16 protein-coding genes and 1 pseudogene are annotated in these 16,595 nt (G+C 66.1%); 8 read left to right on the forward strand and 9 right to left on the reverse strand.

From position 1 onward, the window contains the following. The first annotated feature begins 40 nt into the window (after window positions 1-40). The 3 genes from PSm6_RS22285 to PSm6_RS22295 are packed head-to-tail and all read left to right on the forward strand — an operon-like array spanning window position 41 to window position 1,304. Window positions 41-682 carry a glycoside hydrolase family 19 protein gene (locus PSm6_RS22285; protein WP_265168265.1) on the forward strand — a complete coding sequence of 214 codons (642 nt, stop codon included), beginning with the start codon at window positions 41-43 and terminating at the stop codon, window positions 680-682. After that, window positions 679-1,044, forward strand: a complete 366-nt coding sequence (locus PSm6_RS22290; RefSeq protein WP_265168266.1) for a hypothetical protein — start codon at window positions 679-681, stop codon at window positions 1,042-1,044. Before PSm6_RS22285 ends, PSm6_RS22290 begins: the two co-directional genes overlap by 4 nt. Then, entirely contained in the window at window positions 1,041-1,304 is a 264-nt protein-coding gene (locus PSm6_RS22295; RefSeq protein ID WP_043246838.1) for a hypothetical protein, read from the forward strand. The genes PSm6_RS22290 and PSm6_RS22295 overlap by 4 nt, the downstream gene beginning before the upstream one ends. 5 nt (window positions 1,305-1,309) lie before the next feature. Here PSm6_RS22295 and PSm6_RS22300 read toward each other — a convergent pair whose 3' ends face one another. From PSm6_RS22300 to PSm6_RS22315, 4 genes are all read right to left on the reverse strand, one after another. Then, window positions 1,310-2,407: an acyltransferase family protein gene (locus tag PSm6_RS22300; protein WP_265168267.1), complete on the reverse strand. Its 1,098-nt coding sequence runs from the start codon at window positions 2,405-2,407 to the stop codon at window positions 1,310-1,312. A 100-nt stretch (window positions 2,408-2,507) separates the two neighbouring features. Further along, complete coding sequence (locus PSm6_RS22305; RefSeq protein ID WP_265168268.1) at window positions 2,508-3,212, reverse strand: hypothetical protein; 705 nt, start codon at window positions 3,210-3,212, stop codon at window positions 2,508-2,510. Window positions 3,213-3,288: 76 nt separating this feature from the next. Next, entirely contained in the window at window positions 3,289-3,819 is a 531-nt protein-coding gene (locus PSm6_RS22310; protein ID WP_371876958.1) for an SOS response-associated peptidase, read from the reverse strand. A gap of 515 nt (window positions 3,820-4,334) precedes the next feature. Further along, a complete protein-coding gene (locus tag PSm6_RS22315; RefSeq protein WP_021216621.1) occupies window positions 4,335-4,613 on the reverse strand; it encodes a peptidylprolyl isomerase in 279 nt (92 codons plus the stop codon). Window positions 4,614-4,756: 143 nt separating this feature from the next. Here PSm6_RS22315 and PSm6_RS22320 point away from each other — a divergent pair. Further along, window positions 4,757-5,976: pseudogene (locus tag PSm6_RS22320) on the forward strand (PilT/PilU family type 4a pilus ATPase). Between the two features lie 195 nt (window positions 5,977-6,171). On the opposite strand, the gene PSm6_RS22325 reads toward PSm6_RS22320, so the two are convergent. The 5 genes from PSm6_RS22325 to PSm6_RS22345 form a co-directional block, all read right to left on the reverse strand. Further along, on the reverse strand, window positions 6,172-6,846 hold the full coding sequence (locus PSm6_RS22325) for an ankyrin repeat domain-containing protein (RefSeq protein ID WP_265168269.1): 675 nt from the start codon (window positions 6,844-6,846) through the stop codon (window positions 6,172-6,174). A 141-nt stretch (window positions 6,847-6,987) separates the two neighbouring features. After that, on the reverse strand, window positions 6,988-7,734 hold the full coding sequence (locus PSm6_RS22330; protein WP_021216618.1) for a substrate-binding periplasmic protein: 747 nt from the start codon (window positions 7,732-7,734) through the stop codon (window positions 6,988-6,990). A 75-nt stretch (window positions 7,735-7,809) separates the two neighbouring features. Beyond that, the gene (locus PSm6_RS22335) at window positions 7,810-8,763 is read right to left on the reverse strand and encodes a DUF4431 domain-containing protein (RefSeq protein WP_021216617.1); all 954 of its coding nucleotides are present in this window, start codon (window positions 8,761-8,763) and stop codon (window positions 7,810-7,812) included. A gap of 158 nt (window positions 8,764-8,921) precedes the next feature. After that, window positions 8,922-10,877, reverse strand: coding sequence for an acetoacetate--CoA ligase (locus PSm6_RS22340; RefSeq protein ID WP_021216616.1), 1,956 nt, complete (start codon window positions 10,875-10,877; stop codon window positions 8,922-8,924). 160 nt (window positions 10,878-11,037) lie between these two features. Then, window positions 11,038-11,952 (reverse strand): LysR family transcriptional regulator, encoded by a 915-nt coding sequence (locus PSm6_RS22345; RefSeq protein ID WP_021216615.1) that lies wholly within the window; start codon window positions 11,950-11,952, stop codon window positions 11,038-11,040. 122 nt (window positions 11,953-12,074) lie between these two features. Between PSm6_RS22345 and PSm6_RS22350 the strand changes: the two genes are divergently transcribed. The 4 genes from PSm6_RS22350 (at window position 12,075) to PSm6_RS22365 (ending at window position 16,457) form a co-directional block, all read left to right on the forward strand. Further along, window positions 12,075-12,773 (forward strand): CoA transferase subunit A, encoded by a 699-nt coding sequence (locus PSm6_RS22350; RefSeq protein WP_265168272.1) that lies wholly within the window; start codon window positions 12,075-12,077, stop codon window positions 12,771-12,773. A 39-nt stretch (window positions 12,774-12,812) separates the two neighbouring features. Further along, entirely contained in the window at window positions 12,813-13,469 is a 657-nt protein-coding gene (locus tag PSm6_RS22355; protein ID WP_021216613.1) for a CoA transferase subunit B, read from the forward strand. A 106-nt stretch (window positions 13,470-13,575) separates the two neighbouring features. Next, window positions 13,576-14,754 carry an acetyl-CoA C-acetyltransferase gene (locus PSm6_RS22360; RefSeq protein ID WP_265168273.1) on the forward strand — a complete coding sequence of 393 codons (1,179 nt, stop codon included), beginning with the start codon at window positions 13,576-13,578 and terminating at the stop codon, window positions 14,752-14,754. 284 nt (window positions 14,755-15,038) lie between these two features. After that, window positions 15,039-16,457: a short-chain fatty acid transporter gene (locus PSm6_RS22365; protein WP_043246633.1), complete on the forward strand. Its 1,419-nt coding sequence runs from the start codon at window positions 15,039-15,041 to the stop codon at window positions 16,455-16,457. Window positions 16,458-16,595 lie beyond the last annotated feature (138 nt).

Raw genomic sequence — 16,595 nt, forward strand, 5'->3', positions numbered from 1 at the left:
GCCCCGCATCCCGCTGGGCTTCTTCTTTCTGGAGCACGATATGCAGATTACGGAGCAGCAGCTGCTGCAAGCCCTCCCGAACGCCCGCCGCCGCGCGGGCGTTTTCGTTTCCGCCATCAACCGCGCCACCGCTCGGTTCAACATCACGTCGCCGGTGCGCCTGGCGGCCTTCCTGGCCCAGGTCGGCCACGAGAGCGGCGAGCTCACCCGGCTGGTGGAAAACCTGAATTACAGCGCCCAGGCCCTGGCCAACACCTGGCCGGCTCGATTCGCCGAAGATCCGCAGGCGCGGGTGAAGACACCGAACGGCCTGGCCATTCGCCTGCAGCGGCAGCCCGAGGCGATCGCGAACGCCGTCTATGGCGGCCGGATGGGCAACGGCCAGGCGGTCTCCGGCGACGGCTGGCGGTACCGCGGGCGGGGGCTGATCCATTTGACCGGAAAGGCCAACCACGAGGCAGCGAGCGCGGATCTCGGCGTCGACCTGGTGGCGCACCCGGAACTGCTCGAACAGCCGGAGCACGCAGCCATGGCCGCAGCCTGGTTCTGGGCCTCGCGCGGGCTCAATGAGCTGGCCGACCAGGGTGATTTCGAGGGCATCACCCGGCGCATCAATGGCGGCCTCACCGGCCTGGCCGAGCGCCGCGTGCTCTGGGAGCGGGCGAAGGGGGCGCTGTCATGATCGGCGCTATCCCTGTGCGCCTGGTGCTGTCCGGCGTGGCGCTGCTGGCCGCTGGCGCCCTCGGCGCCTGGCTGGCTGCCGGTCACTATAAGCCGCAGTTGGACGAGGCCCAGGACCTGGCCGCCCAGTGCCGTCTCGCCCGTGGCGCCCTGGAGAGCGCCGTCGCCGAGCAGAACGCGCGTGTGGCCCAGCTGCGCGCGGAGGCCGAACAGCGGCAGCAGGTCGCCGCCCAGGCCCAGCAGGAGGCGCGGAAGGTCGCCGCCGTCGACTACGCGGCCGCCCAACGCCTGCAGCAGGAGCGGATCGGCGGTGACCAGTGCACCGCGGCCGCGACGGTGATCGACCGGGAGCTGGGGCTATGAGGCTGGGAATCGTGGTGGTGGGGGTGATTGCGCTGGCGGGGTGCGCCGGCCGGCAGGAAGCCGAGCCGCGCCTGGTGCGCGTGGAGGTTCCGGTGGCGGTGCCTTGCCGGGTACCGGAAGTGGCTGTGCCGCCCTGGGCAGCATCTACGCTGCGCGCGGGCGACTCGCTGGAGGTGAAGGTGCGTGCGCTGTTGGCTGAGCGCCGCCAGCGGATTGGCTATGAGAGGGAGCTGCTCGGTTCGGCTCAGTCCTGCCGGTAGCGAGGTCAAGTCTCGCTAGTACGTACCGGTGCATATTTCTGGGAGAAGTGAGCTAGTTTTCCCCAAAGAGCATCTCGATATATCTTGTAACGGAACTCGAAAATAGTAGCCATGGCTAGCGCCAGCACTAAACTTCCACAGCACATTACACAGAAGCCCATCCATGGAGCATCTTTAAAGAACCCAGCTCTGGATATGAATTCCATCAGAGGGTAGTGGCAAAGATACAGCGTATAAGAGTATTGCCCCATATACTCAATTGGGCCGACTGCTGGTTTTGGGATTAATTCTCTGTTGAGTCTGCCTGCAAGTATCGTGGTCAATATTAACGGCAATGTCACAACTAGGTTCCAGATAATGGAATAAGTTCCATCCTCTGGCCATATAGAGGAAATAAACATTATAGAAATTGATATTGCTGTTGCAATGATAAGAACATAGCTTTTGATTGAGTTGGTGACACCTTTTTTTACTAAAAACCAAGTTCCTGCGCCGATAAACCAAATAATCCCTAGGTCCTTGCCTTTACCGATCACATCAAGAACTACAAACGATAGTGACGCACCGAAAAGACCTATCAGGCCCCATTTCAGATAGCGATTGGTCTTGCTGATAGTCAAGGCGAGCACACCGTAGAAAATATAGAGCCACCACTCCTGCGCTACTGACCACAGTGGTCGGTTTGTTCCAAACGTATCATTTGAGAAAGGCTCAGGCAGCAGCAGAAATATATTTTCAAAGAATGTTTTTACATCATAGCTCTTTGGGTATGGATGCTCGGTGGATCGGTAGAAGAAATACTCTAGCACCGCATAGAGAATTAGGACGGGGATAAGTGGGATGAATATTCTACAGGCTCTGTCAAATAGGAAGTTTTGATAGCTATATCCCGAATTTGTCCGGCGGCTGTCGCATAGCCAAGCGATCGTGAATCCAGATAAAAAGAAAAATATAATTACGGCTGAAGACTGTATGTACGGAGAGTTTGGCCACTGTGTGAAGCTCATCAGTCCATAGTAAGAGGCGGCATGCCCGGCTACGACTATGTGAGAGGCGATAACTCGAAGTAGCAGAAGATAGTCAGAAGTGAACCTGTTGAGCATTAATGGCCATCCTGTGGCTGGGCATTTTGGTTGCCCGAAGAGTCCGAGGTCATTGAATGTATCGAAGCGGATACAATGATACCGATTAGACCACCCGAGATCACCAGCCAGGCGACGGAACAGGTGCCGGCACCAGGCCTTGGCCGGCGCAGGCCTCGCAGTCGTCCACCAGGTCGAACCGTTCGCGACAGACTGGACACCTGGCCCATGCCGCCCAATGCAGGCGCCCCTTCAGCTGGTCCGCCCGGGCCTGGTCGCCAGCGGCAAGCGCCTCCCTGGCCAGGTCGCGCACCAGGCGGTAATGGTCCGGGTCGATGATCCTGGGCGTTATCCGGCCGTTCTGCAGGTGGCCCACCAGGTGGAAGCGGTACGCGCCGCCGCCTTTAGCGTCGGTCCAGGTGAGGCCGTCAATCGCGCCGCGATCGACGATTCGGGCCTCCATCATGCGTAGCTGCCCGTCGGCGTCGTGGTCAGCGCGCAATGCATCCAAATGTGGGTGCTGTCTCGCAGCAAGATGGCGACGTTCCAGTACACCGACCACCGCCCCGTTGCTCTCGTCGATGACGTGATAGAACCCGAGGGCGTGCACCCTGTCACTGGCCACGCGCTCAATCGCGTGCGCGTGCATGCTGATGACCAGGTCCCGCATCTCCAGGAATTCCACCTCATCGACCGCGCCGGCCTTCAGCAGCTCGGCGGCCTTGCGTAGCTGATCAGTGCGCCAGGTTCCCGGCATGCCGTAGATCTGCTGATGGTAGGAAAGGGCGAACCGGAACGAGTCGCGATCGGTGGGGGCGTGGAACATGGTGAGTCCATAAATACTGTTTATACGTACAGTATTTATCCTGCGGCACGCTCTGCCAACTCCAGCAGACGAGCTGTCAGGGTACGCGCTCGACCAGGTGCTCGCCCTGGTTGCGCACGTTGCCCACGGCGCGGTCCACTCGGTACCACTCGAACACCTCGGGCCCCTCGCCGGCCGCCAGCATCTCCTCGGCGCGCTCGCGAGGCGTGGCCGGGTCCAGCCATTCCCGGGCGAGGGCAGGGGAGAACGCTACCGGCCGGCGGTCGTGCACATCGACCATGCCGCCCAGGCTGTCGGCGGTGATGATCACGAAACCGTCTGAGTCCTGCGGCTCGTCATGCACCTGGCCGATCGAGGCGCACAGCGTTGGCGCGCCATCCCGCCGCCGAATGAAGTAAGGCTGTTTCCGCTTCTCGCCTTCGTCGACCCACTCGAACCACCCAGACACCGGGCAGAGCATGCGATGCGGCCAGATGGCCCGGAAGAACGGCCCATGCGCGACCTTCTCGGCGCGGGCGTTGATCGGCGCAGCGCGATCGGTGGCCCAATGAGGCCGCCAACCCCAGCGAACCGGCGCCACTCGCGCGTCGTCCTCAAGCGGCAGCACCACCTGCACTTGGGTGGTGGGGGCGACGTTGTAGCGCGGATCAAGCGGCGTGCCCGGGGCAGGCTGTGGATGTTCAGGAGGTAGTGAATCTCTGCCCAGCTCATGTACTGGGCAACGCGGCCGCACATGGTCGGCGTCCTGCTGGTGGTGGGTGTGGGTGGAAGGGTAGATCAGGGGAGGGGAAAGGTTGCCCAGAACGGGCGAGAGGGGGGCGGTGATACCAATTCCGATACCGATTTCCGCTTTCGGGTGCTTTTTAGAGCGTCTCGGTGAGATTCGGACCAGGCTACAGCCCAGTAAAACCGGGCTTCTTAATCTCCACCGGAAGCATCACAAACTGCATGGTGATGTTGGCGGTGGAGATCACGGTTGAATCCTGGGCTGGCTGGGGCGCTGACGCGCAAAAGGGCGCGATTGTAGCGGTTTTGCGGGCGGGGCGGGGAGTCGGTTGTCGGCGGCGCGTCGGTTTAGCGGGCGAGCGCTGGTTTTCACCCGCCCGCGCGGTGTACCGCCCATCACTCCCTGAAGAACACCTGCACCAGGTGGTAGCCGAACTGGCTCTTCACCGGGCCGTGGATGGTGCGCACCGGCTTTTTGAAGATCACCTGGTCGATCACCCGCACCATCTGCCCGGGGCGCACTTCGCCCAGGTCGCCGCCGCGCTTGCCCGAGGGACAGAGCGAGTGCTTCTTCGCCAGCACGGCGAAGTCCTCGCCCTTGGCCAGGCGCTGCTTGATCTGTTCGGCTTCCGCCTCGGTCTTGACCAGGATGTGGCGGGCAAGGGCCTTGGCCATGGGATTTCCTCGTGGTTTGTGGAGCCGTTCATTGTGCCAGCGCACGGCGCGCCCATACAGTTCATCGGTTGCGCGTTCCTGCGCAGGAAGCCGGGCGAAATTCGCCTACCGTTATTCGAAATGCCCTTTGGACGTTCGCTCCCATGGATCTCCCCTCGATGCTCAAGGTTCTGGCCTCCCAGGATGGCTCGGACCTTTACCTTTCAACCGGCGCGCCGCCCTGTGCCAAGTTCAACGGCGTGCTCAAGCCGCTGGGCACCGACCCGCTCAAGCCGGGCGACGTGGCGCGTATCGCCGAATCCATCATGGACCCGGAGCAGCGCGGCGAATTCGACCGTGAGCTGGAGATGAACCTGGCCATCTCCCTGCCCAACATCGGGCGGTTCCGCATCAACATCTTCAAGCAGCGCAACGAGGTTTCCATCGTCGCGCGCAACATCAAGCTGGACATCCCCAAGTTCGAAGACCTGAAGCTGCCCGAGACCCTGCTCAAGGTGGTGATGGAGAAGCGCGGCCTGGTGCTCTTCGTCGGCGGCACCGGCTCGGGCAAGTCCACCTCCCTGGCGGCGCTGATCGACTACCGCAACCGCAACAGCGGCGGGCACATCATCACCATCGAAGACCCGGTGGAATACGTGCACCGGCACAAGAAGTCCATCATCAACCAGCGTGAGGTGGGGGTGGACACCCGCAGCTTCCACGCCGCCCTGAAGAACACCCTGCGCCAGGCGCCGGACGTGATCCTGATCGGCGAGATCCGTGACCGCGAAACCATGGAGCACGCCCTGGCCTTCGCCGACACCGGCCACCTGGCCATCTCCACCCTGCACGCCAACAACGCCAACCAGGCGCTGGACCGCATCATCAACTTCTTCCCCGAGGAACGCCGCCCGCAGCTGCTCAACGACCTGGGCAACAACCTCAAGGCCTTCGTTTCCCAGCGCCTGGTGCGCACCTCGGACGGCAAGCGCCGCGCGGCGGTGGAAGTGCTGCTGGGCACCTCCACCATCAGCGACCTGATCAAGCGCGGCGATTTCAGCTCGATCAAGGAAATCATGGAGAAATCCAAGGCCCTGGGCATGCAGACCTTCGACCAGGCGCTGTTCGACCTGGTGATCGAGGGCTCGATCCAGGAAGAGGAGGCGATCAAGAACGCCGACTCGGCCAACAACCTGCGCCTCAAGCTCAAGCTGCACCGCGACGGCCCCGGCACCCGGCCCAGCGCCGCCGCACCGACCCCGCCCCCGCACCGACGCCCCAGGCCACGCCAACCCAGGATGCCGCCAACTGGGGGCTGGAGCTCAAGCTCGAAGACCTGCCCGAAGAAGATCCGCCGCCGGAAGACCCGGGCAAGCACTACTGATCCCCGCAATCACAGCCCCGCTGTGGCTGGCGCTTCGTAGGGCGGGTGAAACCCGCGATGCACCTGCACAGTCATGTCGGGTTGCACCCGACCTACAGGGTCGTCGATGCGTTTCGTTTCGGGACCGTAGCCCGGGCTTCAGCCCGGGACGTTCAATCGAGGGCGGCCCTTTCCGCAAGGGAAAGGGCCGGGCGATCAGGCGTCCTGCGCCTGGAGTTGCCGGTGCAGGCGGTTCATCGGCCGCCGGGCCTGCTTGTGGCGGTTGGGTCGGCGTGCCGAGGGTTTCGCTTGGGTGCGCAGCGTCTTCCGGCGTCGCTCACCTTCCTCCCGCCCCTGGCTTCGGCCCGGCTTGAGCGGGGAGGGCGAGTCGAGGTCGTAGCCGTACTGCTGGAAGTAGCTGCGTATCAGCCGGCGCTTGTGGGGCGGCAGGTAGCTGCTGACGGCGAAGGCGTTGCGACAGCTGGTGAGGTTGACCTCCACACCCAGCTCCAGCAGCAGGATCACCGTCTCGCAGTGGCCCAGATCCATTGCTTCTATCAACGCATAGGGCGGTATGGGCGAGCCGAGCGCGCGGAGCAGTTCGATCTCCCGTACCCGGTTCTCCACCGCCATCCAGTGCAATACGTTTTCGCCTGTCCAGTTGGTGGCCATCACCAGGCTGCGCTCGGCGGCGAGCAGCTTGTTCAGGCGATGGGGCTCCAGCCAGACGGCGTCGAACAGGCGTTCGAAGGCGTAGCTGCGTCCTTCATAGAGCGGACCCAGGGGAGGAAGCGGTGGTTGGCTGCGGACGTTCTCGGGCTCGTCGAGCGATTCAAGAAGGTGTTGGAGGTTGAGGCGGTCGATCAGCGAGGTGACACATTGAGTGGTCATGGAGCGGGCCGGCCATCACCGGCAAACAGAGGGTGTCGCAATGGCCAGGGAACCTGGCGAGCGGGTACCGGCTTGGCCGGTGGCGAATCATAGAAGGCGTGGCGAGGCGCTGTCGAGGGGGTGGCAGAAAATCCTCCGTCGTCATTCCCGTTGCACCTGCGCGTCCTTCAGGTACCGCGCCTGGATGCGCTTCAGGCTGCCGTCCGTGCGCAGGGCTTCGATGGCCTTGCGCAGGTCGTCCAACAGTTGCGGGTTGCAGGCCAGGGAGCAGGCGAGGTAGAGGTCGGTGGCCGCCAGGGGCGGGCTCATGCGCAGGCGCTGGTGCGAGACCTTGGGCCAGATGTAGAGCGCCTCGGGGACGCCGGTGAACCAGGCGTCGATGCGCCCCATCTCCAGCAGCTGCGCAGGCTTGTCGCCCAGTACCAGGGAGCGTATCTGCCCGCCGTCGAAGCCTTCGCGGCGGAGGATCTCGTTCTGCGCGGTGCCCAGGCCGACGCCGACCTGGCGGTAGCGGGCGCGAGCCTCGGCGAAGTCCTTCACCGGCTCGTCCAGGGTGAAGAAGGCGCGCTGCAACTCCATGATCGGTGCGACCCAGGTGTAGGAGGCTTCGCGATCCGGCGTGCGCGACAGGGGGATGACGAGGATGTCGCGGCCTTCCATGGTGCGCTTCTGCGCCCGTGCCCAGGGCGCGACGAGGATGCGCACCTGGTAACCGGCGCGCTTGAGCGCCAGCAGGGTGGCGTCGCCGACGATGCCGTGGCTGTTGCCGGCTTCCAGCATGGTCAGCGGCGGCGCATCGGGCAGGTACAGGTCGACCTGCAGGGGCCGGGCGGTGGCCTGGAGGGCGCAGCAGAGCAGGGCGGCGAAGCACAGGGTTCTGGCGAGCACGGTGGGGTCCGTATCAGGGCGACGCCAGGAGTATAGGAGAGGCTGCCGCCGCGTCGGGGTGGCGCGGCGGAGGGGTCACTCCACCTTCTCGTAGCCGGCCAGGGCCTGGGTCACGCTGGCATCGTCCTTGTAGCGCTGGCGCAGGGCGTCGAGCTGGGCGTCGATGCCGGTGCACAGTTCTTCCACGGCCTGGGCCAGCTCCTTGGCCCGCTCTGCGTCGTAGGGCTCCTCGCCGAGGAAGTGCTCGCAGTTGGCGTAGCGGTCGGCGAAGGTGGTGACGTCCTCGGGTTGGCCGCTGGCGGCCGGTTCGGGCTGGTCGTCGCCTTCACTGCGCGACGCGGCGGCGTCCAGGCGGTTTTCTTCCACCCAGCCGCTGAAGTCCTCGCCCTTGGCGTTGATGTACATCACCTGCATCCAGCTGTTCTCGGCGGCGTAGATGGTCACGCCGTCGCCGGGGATGATGAACAGGCCGGGGATGGTGCAGGCCTTGTCCGGCGCGCTGTGGAAGTGCAGCCGGCCTTCGCCCTTCACCGTGCCCCACCAGGGCGGGTGGAAGCCGACAGCGTCGTTGGCCTTGGCGGCCAGGGCTTCGCAGTCGGCGCTGGCGGTCGGCTGGTCCTCCAGCCATTGCACGTCCTGCATCAGCAGCGGCGCGTAGTGGAAGGCGGTCTCGGCGGAGAACAGGTGGCCGGCGAGGGTCACCTGCTGGCCCAGATGCGGTTCGAGCTTCTTGTAGCCGGCTTCGTCCAGCACCAGTTGCACCAGGCGCACGTCCTGCTCGGCGCCCATGTCCGTCTCGTAATCGTTGCCCTTCACGCAGGCGGGCTCGGCCAGCACCAGGTAGAAGCCGGTGCGTGCCTCGTCGCCGTTTTCGACGCTTTCGAAGTTGGGCGGGCCGGGGTGGGTCTGGCGCTCCAGCTTGCCTTCGAGGCGCGCGGTAGCGGGTTCGAACTCCTGGCAGGGCGTGGCCAGGGCGATGGAGGGCAGGGCGAGGCCCAGGCAGAGCAGGGCACGGGGGATGAGATCCATCTCGGGTTCCAGGTGGGGTGAAGCGGCCATGGTAGCGCCGGTGCCCCGGCCATTCCCTTGGCCATTGGTCCAAGCGTGATGGGGTTCGCAGGGCGGGTGACGCGCGCAAGTGCCAGGGAACCGTCGGTCTGCCCCCCCGGCTTACGGCCTCGCCGTGTTCACTCGGCCAGTTCCGGCAGGTCCCTGAACAGTTCCAGCGCCTGGGGGTTGGCCAGGGCGTCGGTGTTCTTCACCGGGCGGCCGTGGACGACGTTGCGCACCGCCAACTCGACGATCTTGCCGCTGAGGGTGCGGGGGATGTCGGCGACGGCGATCACCTTCGCCGGCACGTGGCGCGGCGTGGTGTTGGCGCGGATCACCTGGCGGATGCGCGCCTGCAGCGCTTCGTCCAGCGCCACGCCGTCGCGCAGGCGCACGAACAGCACCACGCGCACGTCGCCCTGCCAGTCCTGGCCGATGGCGATGGATTCCAGCACCTCTTCCACCTTCTCCACCTGGCGGTAGATCTCGGCGGTGCCGATGCGCACGCCGCCGGGGTTGAGCACGGCGTCGGAGCGGCCATGGATCACCAGGCCGCCGTGCCCCGTCTCCTCGGCGTAGTCGCCGTGGGCCCAGACGCCGGGGAAGGTCTCGAAATAGGCCGCGCGGAATGTCTCGCCGTCCGGGTCGTTCCAGAAGCTCACCGGCATCGAGGGGAAGTGCCGGGCGCAGACCAGTTCGCCCTTGCCGGAGGCGAGCCGCCTGCCGTCCTCGTCCCACACCTGCACGTCCATGCCCAGGCCCTTGCACTGCAGCTCGCCGCGCCACACCGGCAGCACCGGGTTGCCCAGGGCGAAGCAGGAGACGATGTCGGTGCCGCCGGAGATGGATGACAGGCACAGCTCGGCCTTGATCTCGCGGTAGACGTAGTCGAAGCCCTCGTGGGCCAGGGGCGAGCCGGTGGAGAGCAGCGCCTTGAGGCGTTCCAGGCGATGGCTCTGGCGGGGCTGGGCGCCGGCCTTCTCCAGGGCGGCGAGGTACTTGGCGCTGGTGCCGAACACGCTGATGCCCTCGGCGTCGATCAGGTCCATCAGCCGCTCGGGGCCGGGGTGGAAGGGCGAGCCGTCGTAGAGCACCAGGGTGGCGCCCAGGGCCAGGCCGGAGGCCAGCCAGTTCCACATCATCCAGCCGCAGGTGGTGAAGTAGAACAGCGTGTCGTCGGCCTTCAGATCGCTGTGCAGCGCGTGTTCCTTGAGGTGTTGCAGCAGGGTGCCGCCCACGCCGTGGACGATGCACTTGGGCACTCCGGTGGTGCCGCTGGAGTAGAGGATGTACAGCGGCTGCTCGAAGGGCACGGGAACGAAGGCGGGTTCGCCGCCGGGGCGGTAGAAGTCGCTCCACAGGCTGACCCGGGCCGGGGTGGCGAAGTCTTCCGCGCGGGCCTCGGGGCGGGCATAGGGCACCACCACCAACTGGGCGAGGGCGGGCAGGCGCTGGAGGATTTCATTGAGCTTGGCGGTCAGGTCCAGGGGCTTGCCGGCGTAGTGGTAGCCGGCGGCGGCGATCAGCACCTTGGGTTCGATCTGGCCGAAGCGGTCGATCACCCCCTGGGTGCCGAAGTCCGGCGAGCAGGACGACCAGGTGGCGCCGAGGCTGGCGGTGGCGAGCATGCCCACCACCGTCTGCCAGGTGTTGGGCATGAAGGCCGCCACGCGGTCGCCGATGCCCACCCCGGCGGCGGCCAGGCGCTGCTGCAGGCCCGCCACATGGGCGGCCAGTTCGGCATGGCTGAGCTGCTCGCGGCGGCCATCCTCGGCCACGGCCACCAGCGCCGGGTGGTCGTCACGGCGGCGCAGCAGGTGCTCGGCGAAGTTCAGGGTGGCGCCGGGGAACCAATGGGCGCTGGGCATCGCCGCGCCTTCCTCCAGCACGGTGCGGGGCTGTGCATGGAAACGCACGTCGAACAGCTCCACCAGCGCCTGCCAGAAGGCTTCCCGCTGCTCGACGCTCCAGGCGTGCAGGGCGGCGTAGTCGGCCAGGTCGAGGCCGTGGCGGCGGTTGATCTCGCGGCGGAAGGCGTCCATCCGCGTGGCCGCGACGCGTTCCGGGCTGGGGCTCCACAGGGGCTGGTTCATCGGGCGATTCCTTTTCTTCTAGGTTTTGGAGGAAAAGTGCCTGCGCTCGACGACTTTTCTTATTGACCCTAAGGCTGGGCCCGCTGCGCTAGCGGGCAGTACATACAGAATGGCACGGGCCGGCGCCGGCCGCCCCGGCGCAAGGTTCAGGGGCGGGGCCTCATTCACTTGATCCCGATGGCACCTGGCGGTTCCAGTCGCGCAGGTGCAGCAGCACGTCGGCCAGGGCCTGGGCAGCGGTGGAGAGGCTGTGCCCGGCGAGCCACAGCAGGCCCACGCGGCGTTCGATCTGCGGCTCGCCGAGGGCGATGCAGCGGGCGCCCAGTTCCTCCATCTGCTGGATGCACAGGCTGGGCACGGCGCTCACTCCCAGGCCCTGGGCGACCATGCGCCCGACCGTCACCAACTGGTGGCTCTCCAGGGCCACCGGCAGCCGGCCATGGCGCGCCGCCACCCGTTCCTCCAGCAGCAGGCGCACGGCGGAGGGGCGCTGCAGGGTGATGAAGGGCTGACCCAGCAGCTCCGCCCAGCTCACTTCGCTCTGCTGCGCCAGCGGGCAATCCCCTGGCACCACGGCGACGAAGCGGTCGGTGTAGAAGGGCGTGAAGGCCAGGCCATCGAGGGATTCCGGCTCGAAGGCGATGCCCAGCTCGACGCGGTGGTTGCGCACCATCTCCAGCACCTGTTCGTTGATCACGTCATGCACCGCCACGTTGACCTTCGGGTGGCGATCGCGGAAGGCGCGCAGCCCCACCGGCAGCAGGTTGCCGGCGAAGGAGGGCATGGCGGCGATGGCCACCTTGCCCAGCTGCAGGGTGAAGTGCTGGCGCAGCAGCTCCTCGGCGTTATCCCAGTCCGCCAGCAGGCGCCGGGCGATGGGCAGCAGGGTTTCGCCTTCGGGCGTCAGCGCCACGCTGCGGGTGGTGCGCACCAGCAACTGGCCGCCGAGGGACTCCTCCAGGTTCTTGATCGCCAGGGACAGCGCCGGCTGGGACAGGTGCAGGCGTTCGCAGGCCTGGGCGAAGCTCAGGCTCTGGGCGACGGCGAGGAAGGCACGCAGTTGCTTGACGGTCATTGATTTGTTTTGCCGATCAATAGCGAGGAAAAACAAAATTAACAAATGAGTCGAACGAGGAGAAGCTTGGGCCCACTCACCGGCCCCGCGCCGGGCCAACGACAATCACAAGAGGCAGCACCATGAGTGGACTCGACAAGCGCGTAGGCAGCTACGAGGAAGCCCTCGAAGGGCTCACCGACGGCATGACCGTCCTCGCCGGGGGCTTCGGCCTGTGCGGCATCCCCGAGAACCTGATCGCCGAGATCCGCCGCCGTGGCGTGCGCGACCTCACCGTGGTCTCCAACAACTGCGGCGTCGACGGCTTCGGCCTCGGCGTGCTGCTGGAAGACCGGCAGATCCGCAAGATGATCGCCTCCTACGTGGGCGAGAACGCCCTGTTCGAGCAGCAGCTGCTCAGCGGCGAGCTGGAAGTCGAACTCACGCCCCAGGGCTCCCTCGCCGAGAAGCTGCGCGCCGGTGGCGCCGGCATCCCCGCCTTCTACACCGCCACCGGCTACGGCACCCCGGTCGCCGAAGGCAAGGAGGCCCGTGAATTCAACGGCCGCCCCTACATCCTCGAGCCGGCCATCACCGGCGACTTCGCCATCGTCAAGGGCTGGAAGGCCGACCGCTACGGCAACGTGATCTACCGCCACACCGCGCAGAACTTCAACCCGGTGGTGGCCGCCGCGGGGCGCATCACCGTGGTCGAGGTGGAGGAGATCGTCGAGCCCGGCGAGCTGGACCCGAGCCAGATCCACACCCCCGGCATCTACGTCGATCGCATCATTCAGGGCACCTTCGAGAAGCGCATCGAAAAGCGCACCACTCGCTCCTGAGCATCCTCTCCGATAACAGAACAAGATGAGGCGTTTGAAATGGCACTGACCCGCGAACAGATGGCCCAGCGCGTGGCCCGCGAACTGAAGGACGGCTACTACGTGAACCTGGGGATCGGCATCCCCACGCTGGTGGCCAACTACGTGCCCGAGGGCATGGAAGTGATGCTGCAATCCGAGAACGGCCTGCTGGGCATGGGCGCCTTCCCCACCGAGGACGAAGTCGACGCCGACATGATCAACGCCGGCAAGCAGACGGTCACCGCCAGCAAGGGCGCGGCGATCTTCGACTCCGCCGAATCCTTCGCCATGATCCGTGGCGGCCACGTCGACCTGACGGTGCTGGGCGCCTTCGAGGTGGACGTGCAGGGCAACATCGCCTCCTGGATGATCCCCGGCAAGCTGGTCAAGGGGATGGGCGGCGCGATGGACCTGGTGGCCGGCGCCGACAACATCATCGTCACCATGACCCACGCCTCCAAGGATGGTGAGTCCAAGCTGCTCAAGCATTGCAGCCTGCCGCTCACCGGCTGCCGCTGCATCCGCAAGGTGCTCACCGACCTGGCCTACCTGGAGATCGAGGACGGCGCTTTCATCCTCCGCGAACGCGCCCCCGGCGTCAGCATCGAGGAGATCGTCGCCAAGACCGCCGGCAAGCTGATCGTCCCGGACGACGTGATCGAAATGAGCTTCTGATTGCTCTTCCGCCTCGCGGACGAAACGCCACGCACGCTTCGTCCGCGGGGCGGTCTTTTGTTCATCGGCCATGCCCGTGCGGCGTGGCCCCGCAGGAGATCCGCACATGCAAGACGTCGTCATAGTCGCCGCCACCCGCACCGCCGTCGGCAGCTTCCAGGGCTCGCTGGCCAACATCCCCGCCCCCGATCTGGGCGCTGCGGTGATCCGCCAACTGCTGGCCCAGACCGGTATCGATGGCGCCCAGGTGGATGAAGTCATCCTCGGCCAGGTGCTCACCGCCGGCTCCGGGCAGAACCCCGCGCGCCAGGCCGCCATCCTCGCCGGCCTGCCCCACGCCGTGCCGGCCATGACCCTGAACAAGGTCTGCGGCTCCGGCCTCAAGGCCCTGCACCTGGCTGCCCAGGCCATCCGCTGCGGCGACGCCGAGGTGATCATCGCCGGTGGCCAGGAAAACATGAGCCTCGCCCCCTACGTCATGCCCGGCGCCCGCACCGGCCTGCGCATGGGCCACGCCAAACTGGTCGACACGATGATCCAGGACGGCCTGTGGGACGCCTTCAACGACTACCACATGGGCATCACCGCCGAGAACCTGGTGGAGAAGTACGGCATCAGCCGTGAAGCCCAGGATGCCTTCGCCGCCGCTTCCCAGCAGAAGGCTTCCGCCGCCATCGAAGCCGGCCGCTTCGTGGATGAGATCACCCCGATCCTGATCCCGCAGAAGAAGGGCGACCCTGTTTCCTTCGCCACCGACGAGCAGCCCCGCGCCGGCACCACCGCCGAGTCCCTGGCCAAGCTCAAGCCGGCCTTCAAGAAGGACGGCAGCGTCACCGCCGGCAACGCCTCCAGCCTCAACGACGGCGCCGCCGCCGTGCTGCTGATGAGCGCCGAGAAAGCCAAGGCCCTGGGCCTGCCGGTGCTGGCGCGCATCGCCGCCTACGCCAATGCCGGTGTCGACCCGGCGATCATGGGCATCGGCCCGGTTTCCGCCACCAAGCGCTGCCTGGAGAAGGCCGGCTGGAACCTCGGCGAGCTGGACCTGATCGAAGCCAACGAAGCCTTCGCCGCCCAGGCCCTGTCGGTGGGCAAGGAGCTGGGTTGGGACGCCGAGAAGGTCAACGTCAACGGCGGTGCCATCGCCATTGGCCACCCCATTGGCGCCTCGGGCTGCCGCGTGCTGGTGACCCTGCTGCACGAAATGATCAAGCGCGATGCGAAGAAGGGCCTGGCGACCCTGTGCATCGGCGGCGGGCAGGGCGTGGCCCTGGCCATCGAGCGTTAAGCCTCCAGTCGGGCCGAGGAACCCGGCCCGACGCATCACCCGGCCCAGCCTCCCGTGCTGGGCTCCGCTGCGCCCGGTGACGACCTCCGGATAGAGGCCTCGCCGGGAATTGCATCACGCACCGCACCGCTCACCGAGCGGGGCAAGACGCATTCCACGCCCTGGGGCGTGGCGTCGTCGTTTCAGGCAAACAGGGGGCAAAGACCTCCGTGCTGGTTCCAACCCTTATCCGGTGCCCGGCCCCGGCCGTGCCATGCCGACAAGAATAAAAGTGAGGTAGACCGATGGTCACGCAACTCGAAGAAAGCCGTTCCGCCCGTTTCGCCATGCGCTGCTCAGCCTGGGCCGAGCGCTGGTTCCCCGACTCCTGGGTGTTCGCCGCACTCGCGGTCTTGATCGTCACCGTCGCCGTGCTGGCCATGGGCGCGCCCGTCAGCTCCACGGCCAAGGCCTTCGGCGATGGGTTCTGGAGCCTGATCCCCTTCACCATGCAGATGGCCTTCGTGGTCATCGGCGGCTATGTGGTCGCCAGCTCCGGCCCGGCATCGCGGCTCATCGACCTGCTGGCGCGGGTGCCGAAGAACGGTCGCACCGCGGTGGCCTGGGTAGCGCTGATCTCCATGGTCGCTTCGCTGCTCAACTGGGGCCTGTCCCTGGTGTTCGGCGGCCTGCTGGTGCGCGCCCTGGCTCGCCGTGAAGACATCAGGATGGACTACCGCGCCGCCGGTGCCGCCGCCTACCTGGGCCTGGGCGCCGTCTGGGCCCTGGGGCTGTCGTCGTCGGCCGCGCAGCTGCAGGCCAACCCGGCCAGCCTGCCGCCGTCGATCCTCGCCATCACCGGCGTCATCCCCTTCACCGAGACCATCTTCCTCTGGCAGTCGGGCGTGTTGCTGCTGGCGCTGGTGCTGGTGTCCCTGGCCATCGCCTACATGACCGCGCCCAGCGCCGCCAGCGCTCGCGATGCCAAGGCCTGTGGCGTAGACCCGAGCTTCACCGCGCCGCCCCAGCCGAAGCCGACCCGCCCGGGTGAATGGCTGGAGCACAGCCCGCTGCTGATCATCATGCTGGTGGTGCTGGCCGGCGGCTGGCTGGCCCAGGAGTTCGCCAGCAAGCCGGCGATCACTGCCATCTCCGGGCTCAATACCTACAACCTGTTGTTCATCATGGCCGGCGCGCTGTTGCACTGGCGCCCGCGCAGCTTCCTCGACGCCGTGGCCCGCGCCGTGCCCACCACCACCGGGGTGCTGATCCAGTTCCCGCTTTACGGCTCCATCGCCGCGATCATGACCACGGTGAACGGCGGCGACGGCCAGACCCTGGCGCACCACATCTCCACCTTCTTCGTGCAGATCGCTTCCCACGACACCTACGCGCTGCTGATGGGCGTGTACTCCGCCGTGCTGGGCTTCTTCATCCCCTCCGGTGGCGGCAAGTGGATCATCGAGGCGCCCTATGTGATGCAGGTGGCCAACGAGCTGCGCTACCACCTGGGCTGGTCGGTGCAGATCTACAACGCCGCCGAAGCGCTGCCGAACCTGATCAACCCCTTCTACATGCTCCCGCTGCTGGGCGTGCTGGGCCTGAAGGCGCGCGACCTGATCGGCTTCTCATTCGTCCAGTTGCTGGTGCACATCCCGCTGGTTCTGGTGCTGCTGTGGGCGCTGGGCAGCACCCTGGAATACGTGCCGCCGGTCATGCCCTGACAGGGGAGAGACGTAGGAGCGGCTTCAACCGCGAGGCTTTGAGTTAGCCCGATCGCGAATGAATTCGCTCCTACGGGGGCGGCACGGTCTGTAGGGCGGGTGAAACCCGCGTCGCCTTCTGCACGGAATTGCCGGGTT

Origin of the sequence: Pseudomonas solani, assembly GCF_026072635.1 — a bacterium.
Classification (GTDB): domain Bacteria; phylum Pseudomonadota; class Gammaproteobacteria; order Pseudomonadales; family Pseudomonadaceae; genus Metapseudomonas; species Metapseudomonas solani.

Excerpts from the sequence above, each read along its gene's own strand:
- PSm6_RS22285 (WP_265168265.1), top strand. The coding sequence starts at position 41 with ATGCAGATTACGGAGCAGCAGCTGCTGCAAGCCCTCCCGAACGCCCGC.
- PSm6_RS22290 (WP_265168266.1), top strand. The coding sequence starts at position 679 with ATGATCGGCGCTATCCCTGTGCGCCTGGTGCTGTCCGGCGTGGCGCTG.
- PSm6_RS22295 (WP_043246838.1), top strand. The coding sequence starts at position 1,041 with ATGAGGCTGGGAATCGTGGTGGTGGGGGTGATTGCGCTGGCGGGGTGC.
- PSm6_RS22300 (WP_265168267.1), bottom strand. The coding sequence starts at position 2,407 with ATGCTCAACAGGTTCACTTCTGACTATCTTCTGCTACTTCGAGTTATC.
- PSm6_RS22305 (WP_265168268.1), bottom strand. The coding sequence starts at position 3,212 with ATGTTCCACGCCCCCACCGATCGCGACTCGTTCCGGTTCGCCCTTTCC.
- PSm6_RS22315 (WP_021216621.1), bottom strand. The coding sequence starts at position 4,613 with ATGGCCAAGGCCCTTGCCCGCCACATCCTGGTCAAGACCGAGGCGGAA.
- PSm6_RS22325 (WP_265168269.1), bottom strand. The coding sequence starts at position 6,846 with ATGACCACTCAATGTGTCACCTCGCTGATCGACCGCCTCAACCTCCAA.
- PSm6_RS22335 (WP_021216617.1), bottom strand. The coding sequence starts at position 8,763 with ATGGATCTCATCCCCCGTGCCCTGCTCTGCCTGGGCCTCGCCCTGCCC.
- PSm6_RS22340 (WP_021216616.1), bottom strand. The coding sequence starts at position 10,877 with ATGAACCAGCCCCTGTGGAGCCCCAGCCCGGAACGCGTCGCGGCCACG.
- PSm6_RS22345 (WP_021216615.1), bottom strand. The coding sequence starts at position 11,952 with ATGACCGTCAAGCAACTGCGTGCCTTCCTCGCCGTCGCCCAGAGCCTG.
- PSm6_RS22350 (WP_265168272.1), top strand. The coding sequence starts at position 12,075 with ATGAGTGGACTCGACAAGCGCGTAGGCAGCTACGAGGAAGCCCTCGAA.
- PSm6_RS22355 (WP_021216613.1), top strand. The coding sequence starts at position 12,813 with ATGGCACTGACCCGCGAACAGATGGCCCAGCGCGTGGCCCGCGAACTG.
- PSm6_RS22360 (WP_265168273.1), top strand. The coding sequence starts at position 13,576 with ATGCAAGACGTCGTCATAGTCGCCGCCACCCGCACCGCCGTCGGCAGC.
- PSm6_RS22365 (WP_043246633.1), top strand. The coding sequence starts at position 15,039 with ATGGTCACGCAACTCGAAGAAAGCCGTTCCGCCCGTTTCGCCATGCGC.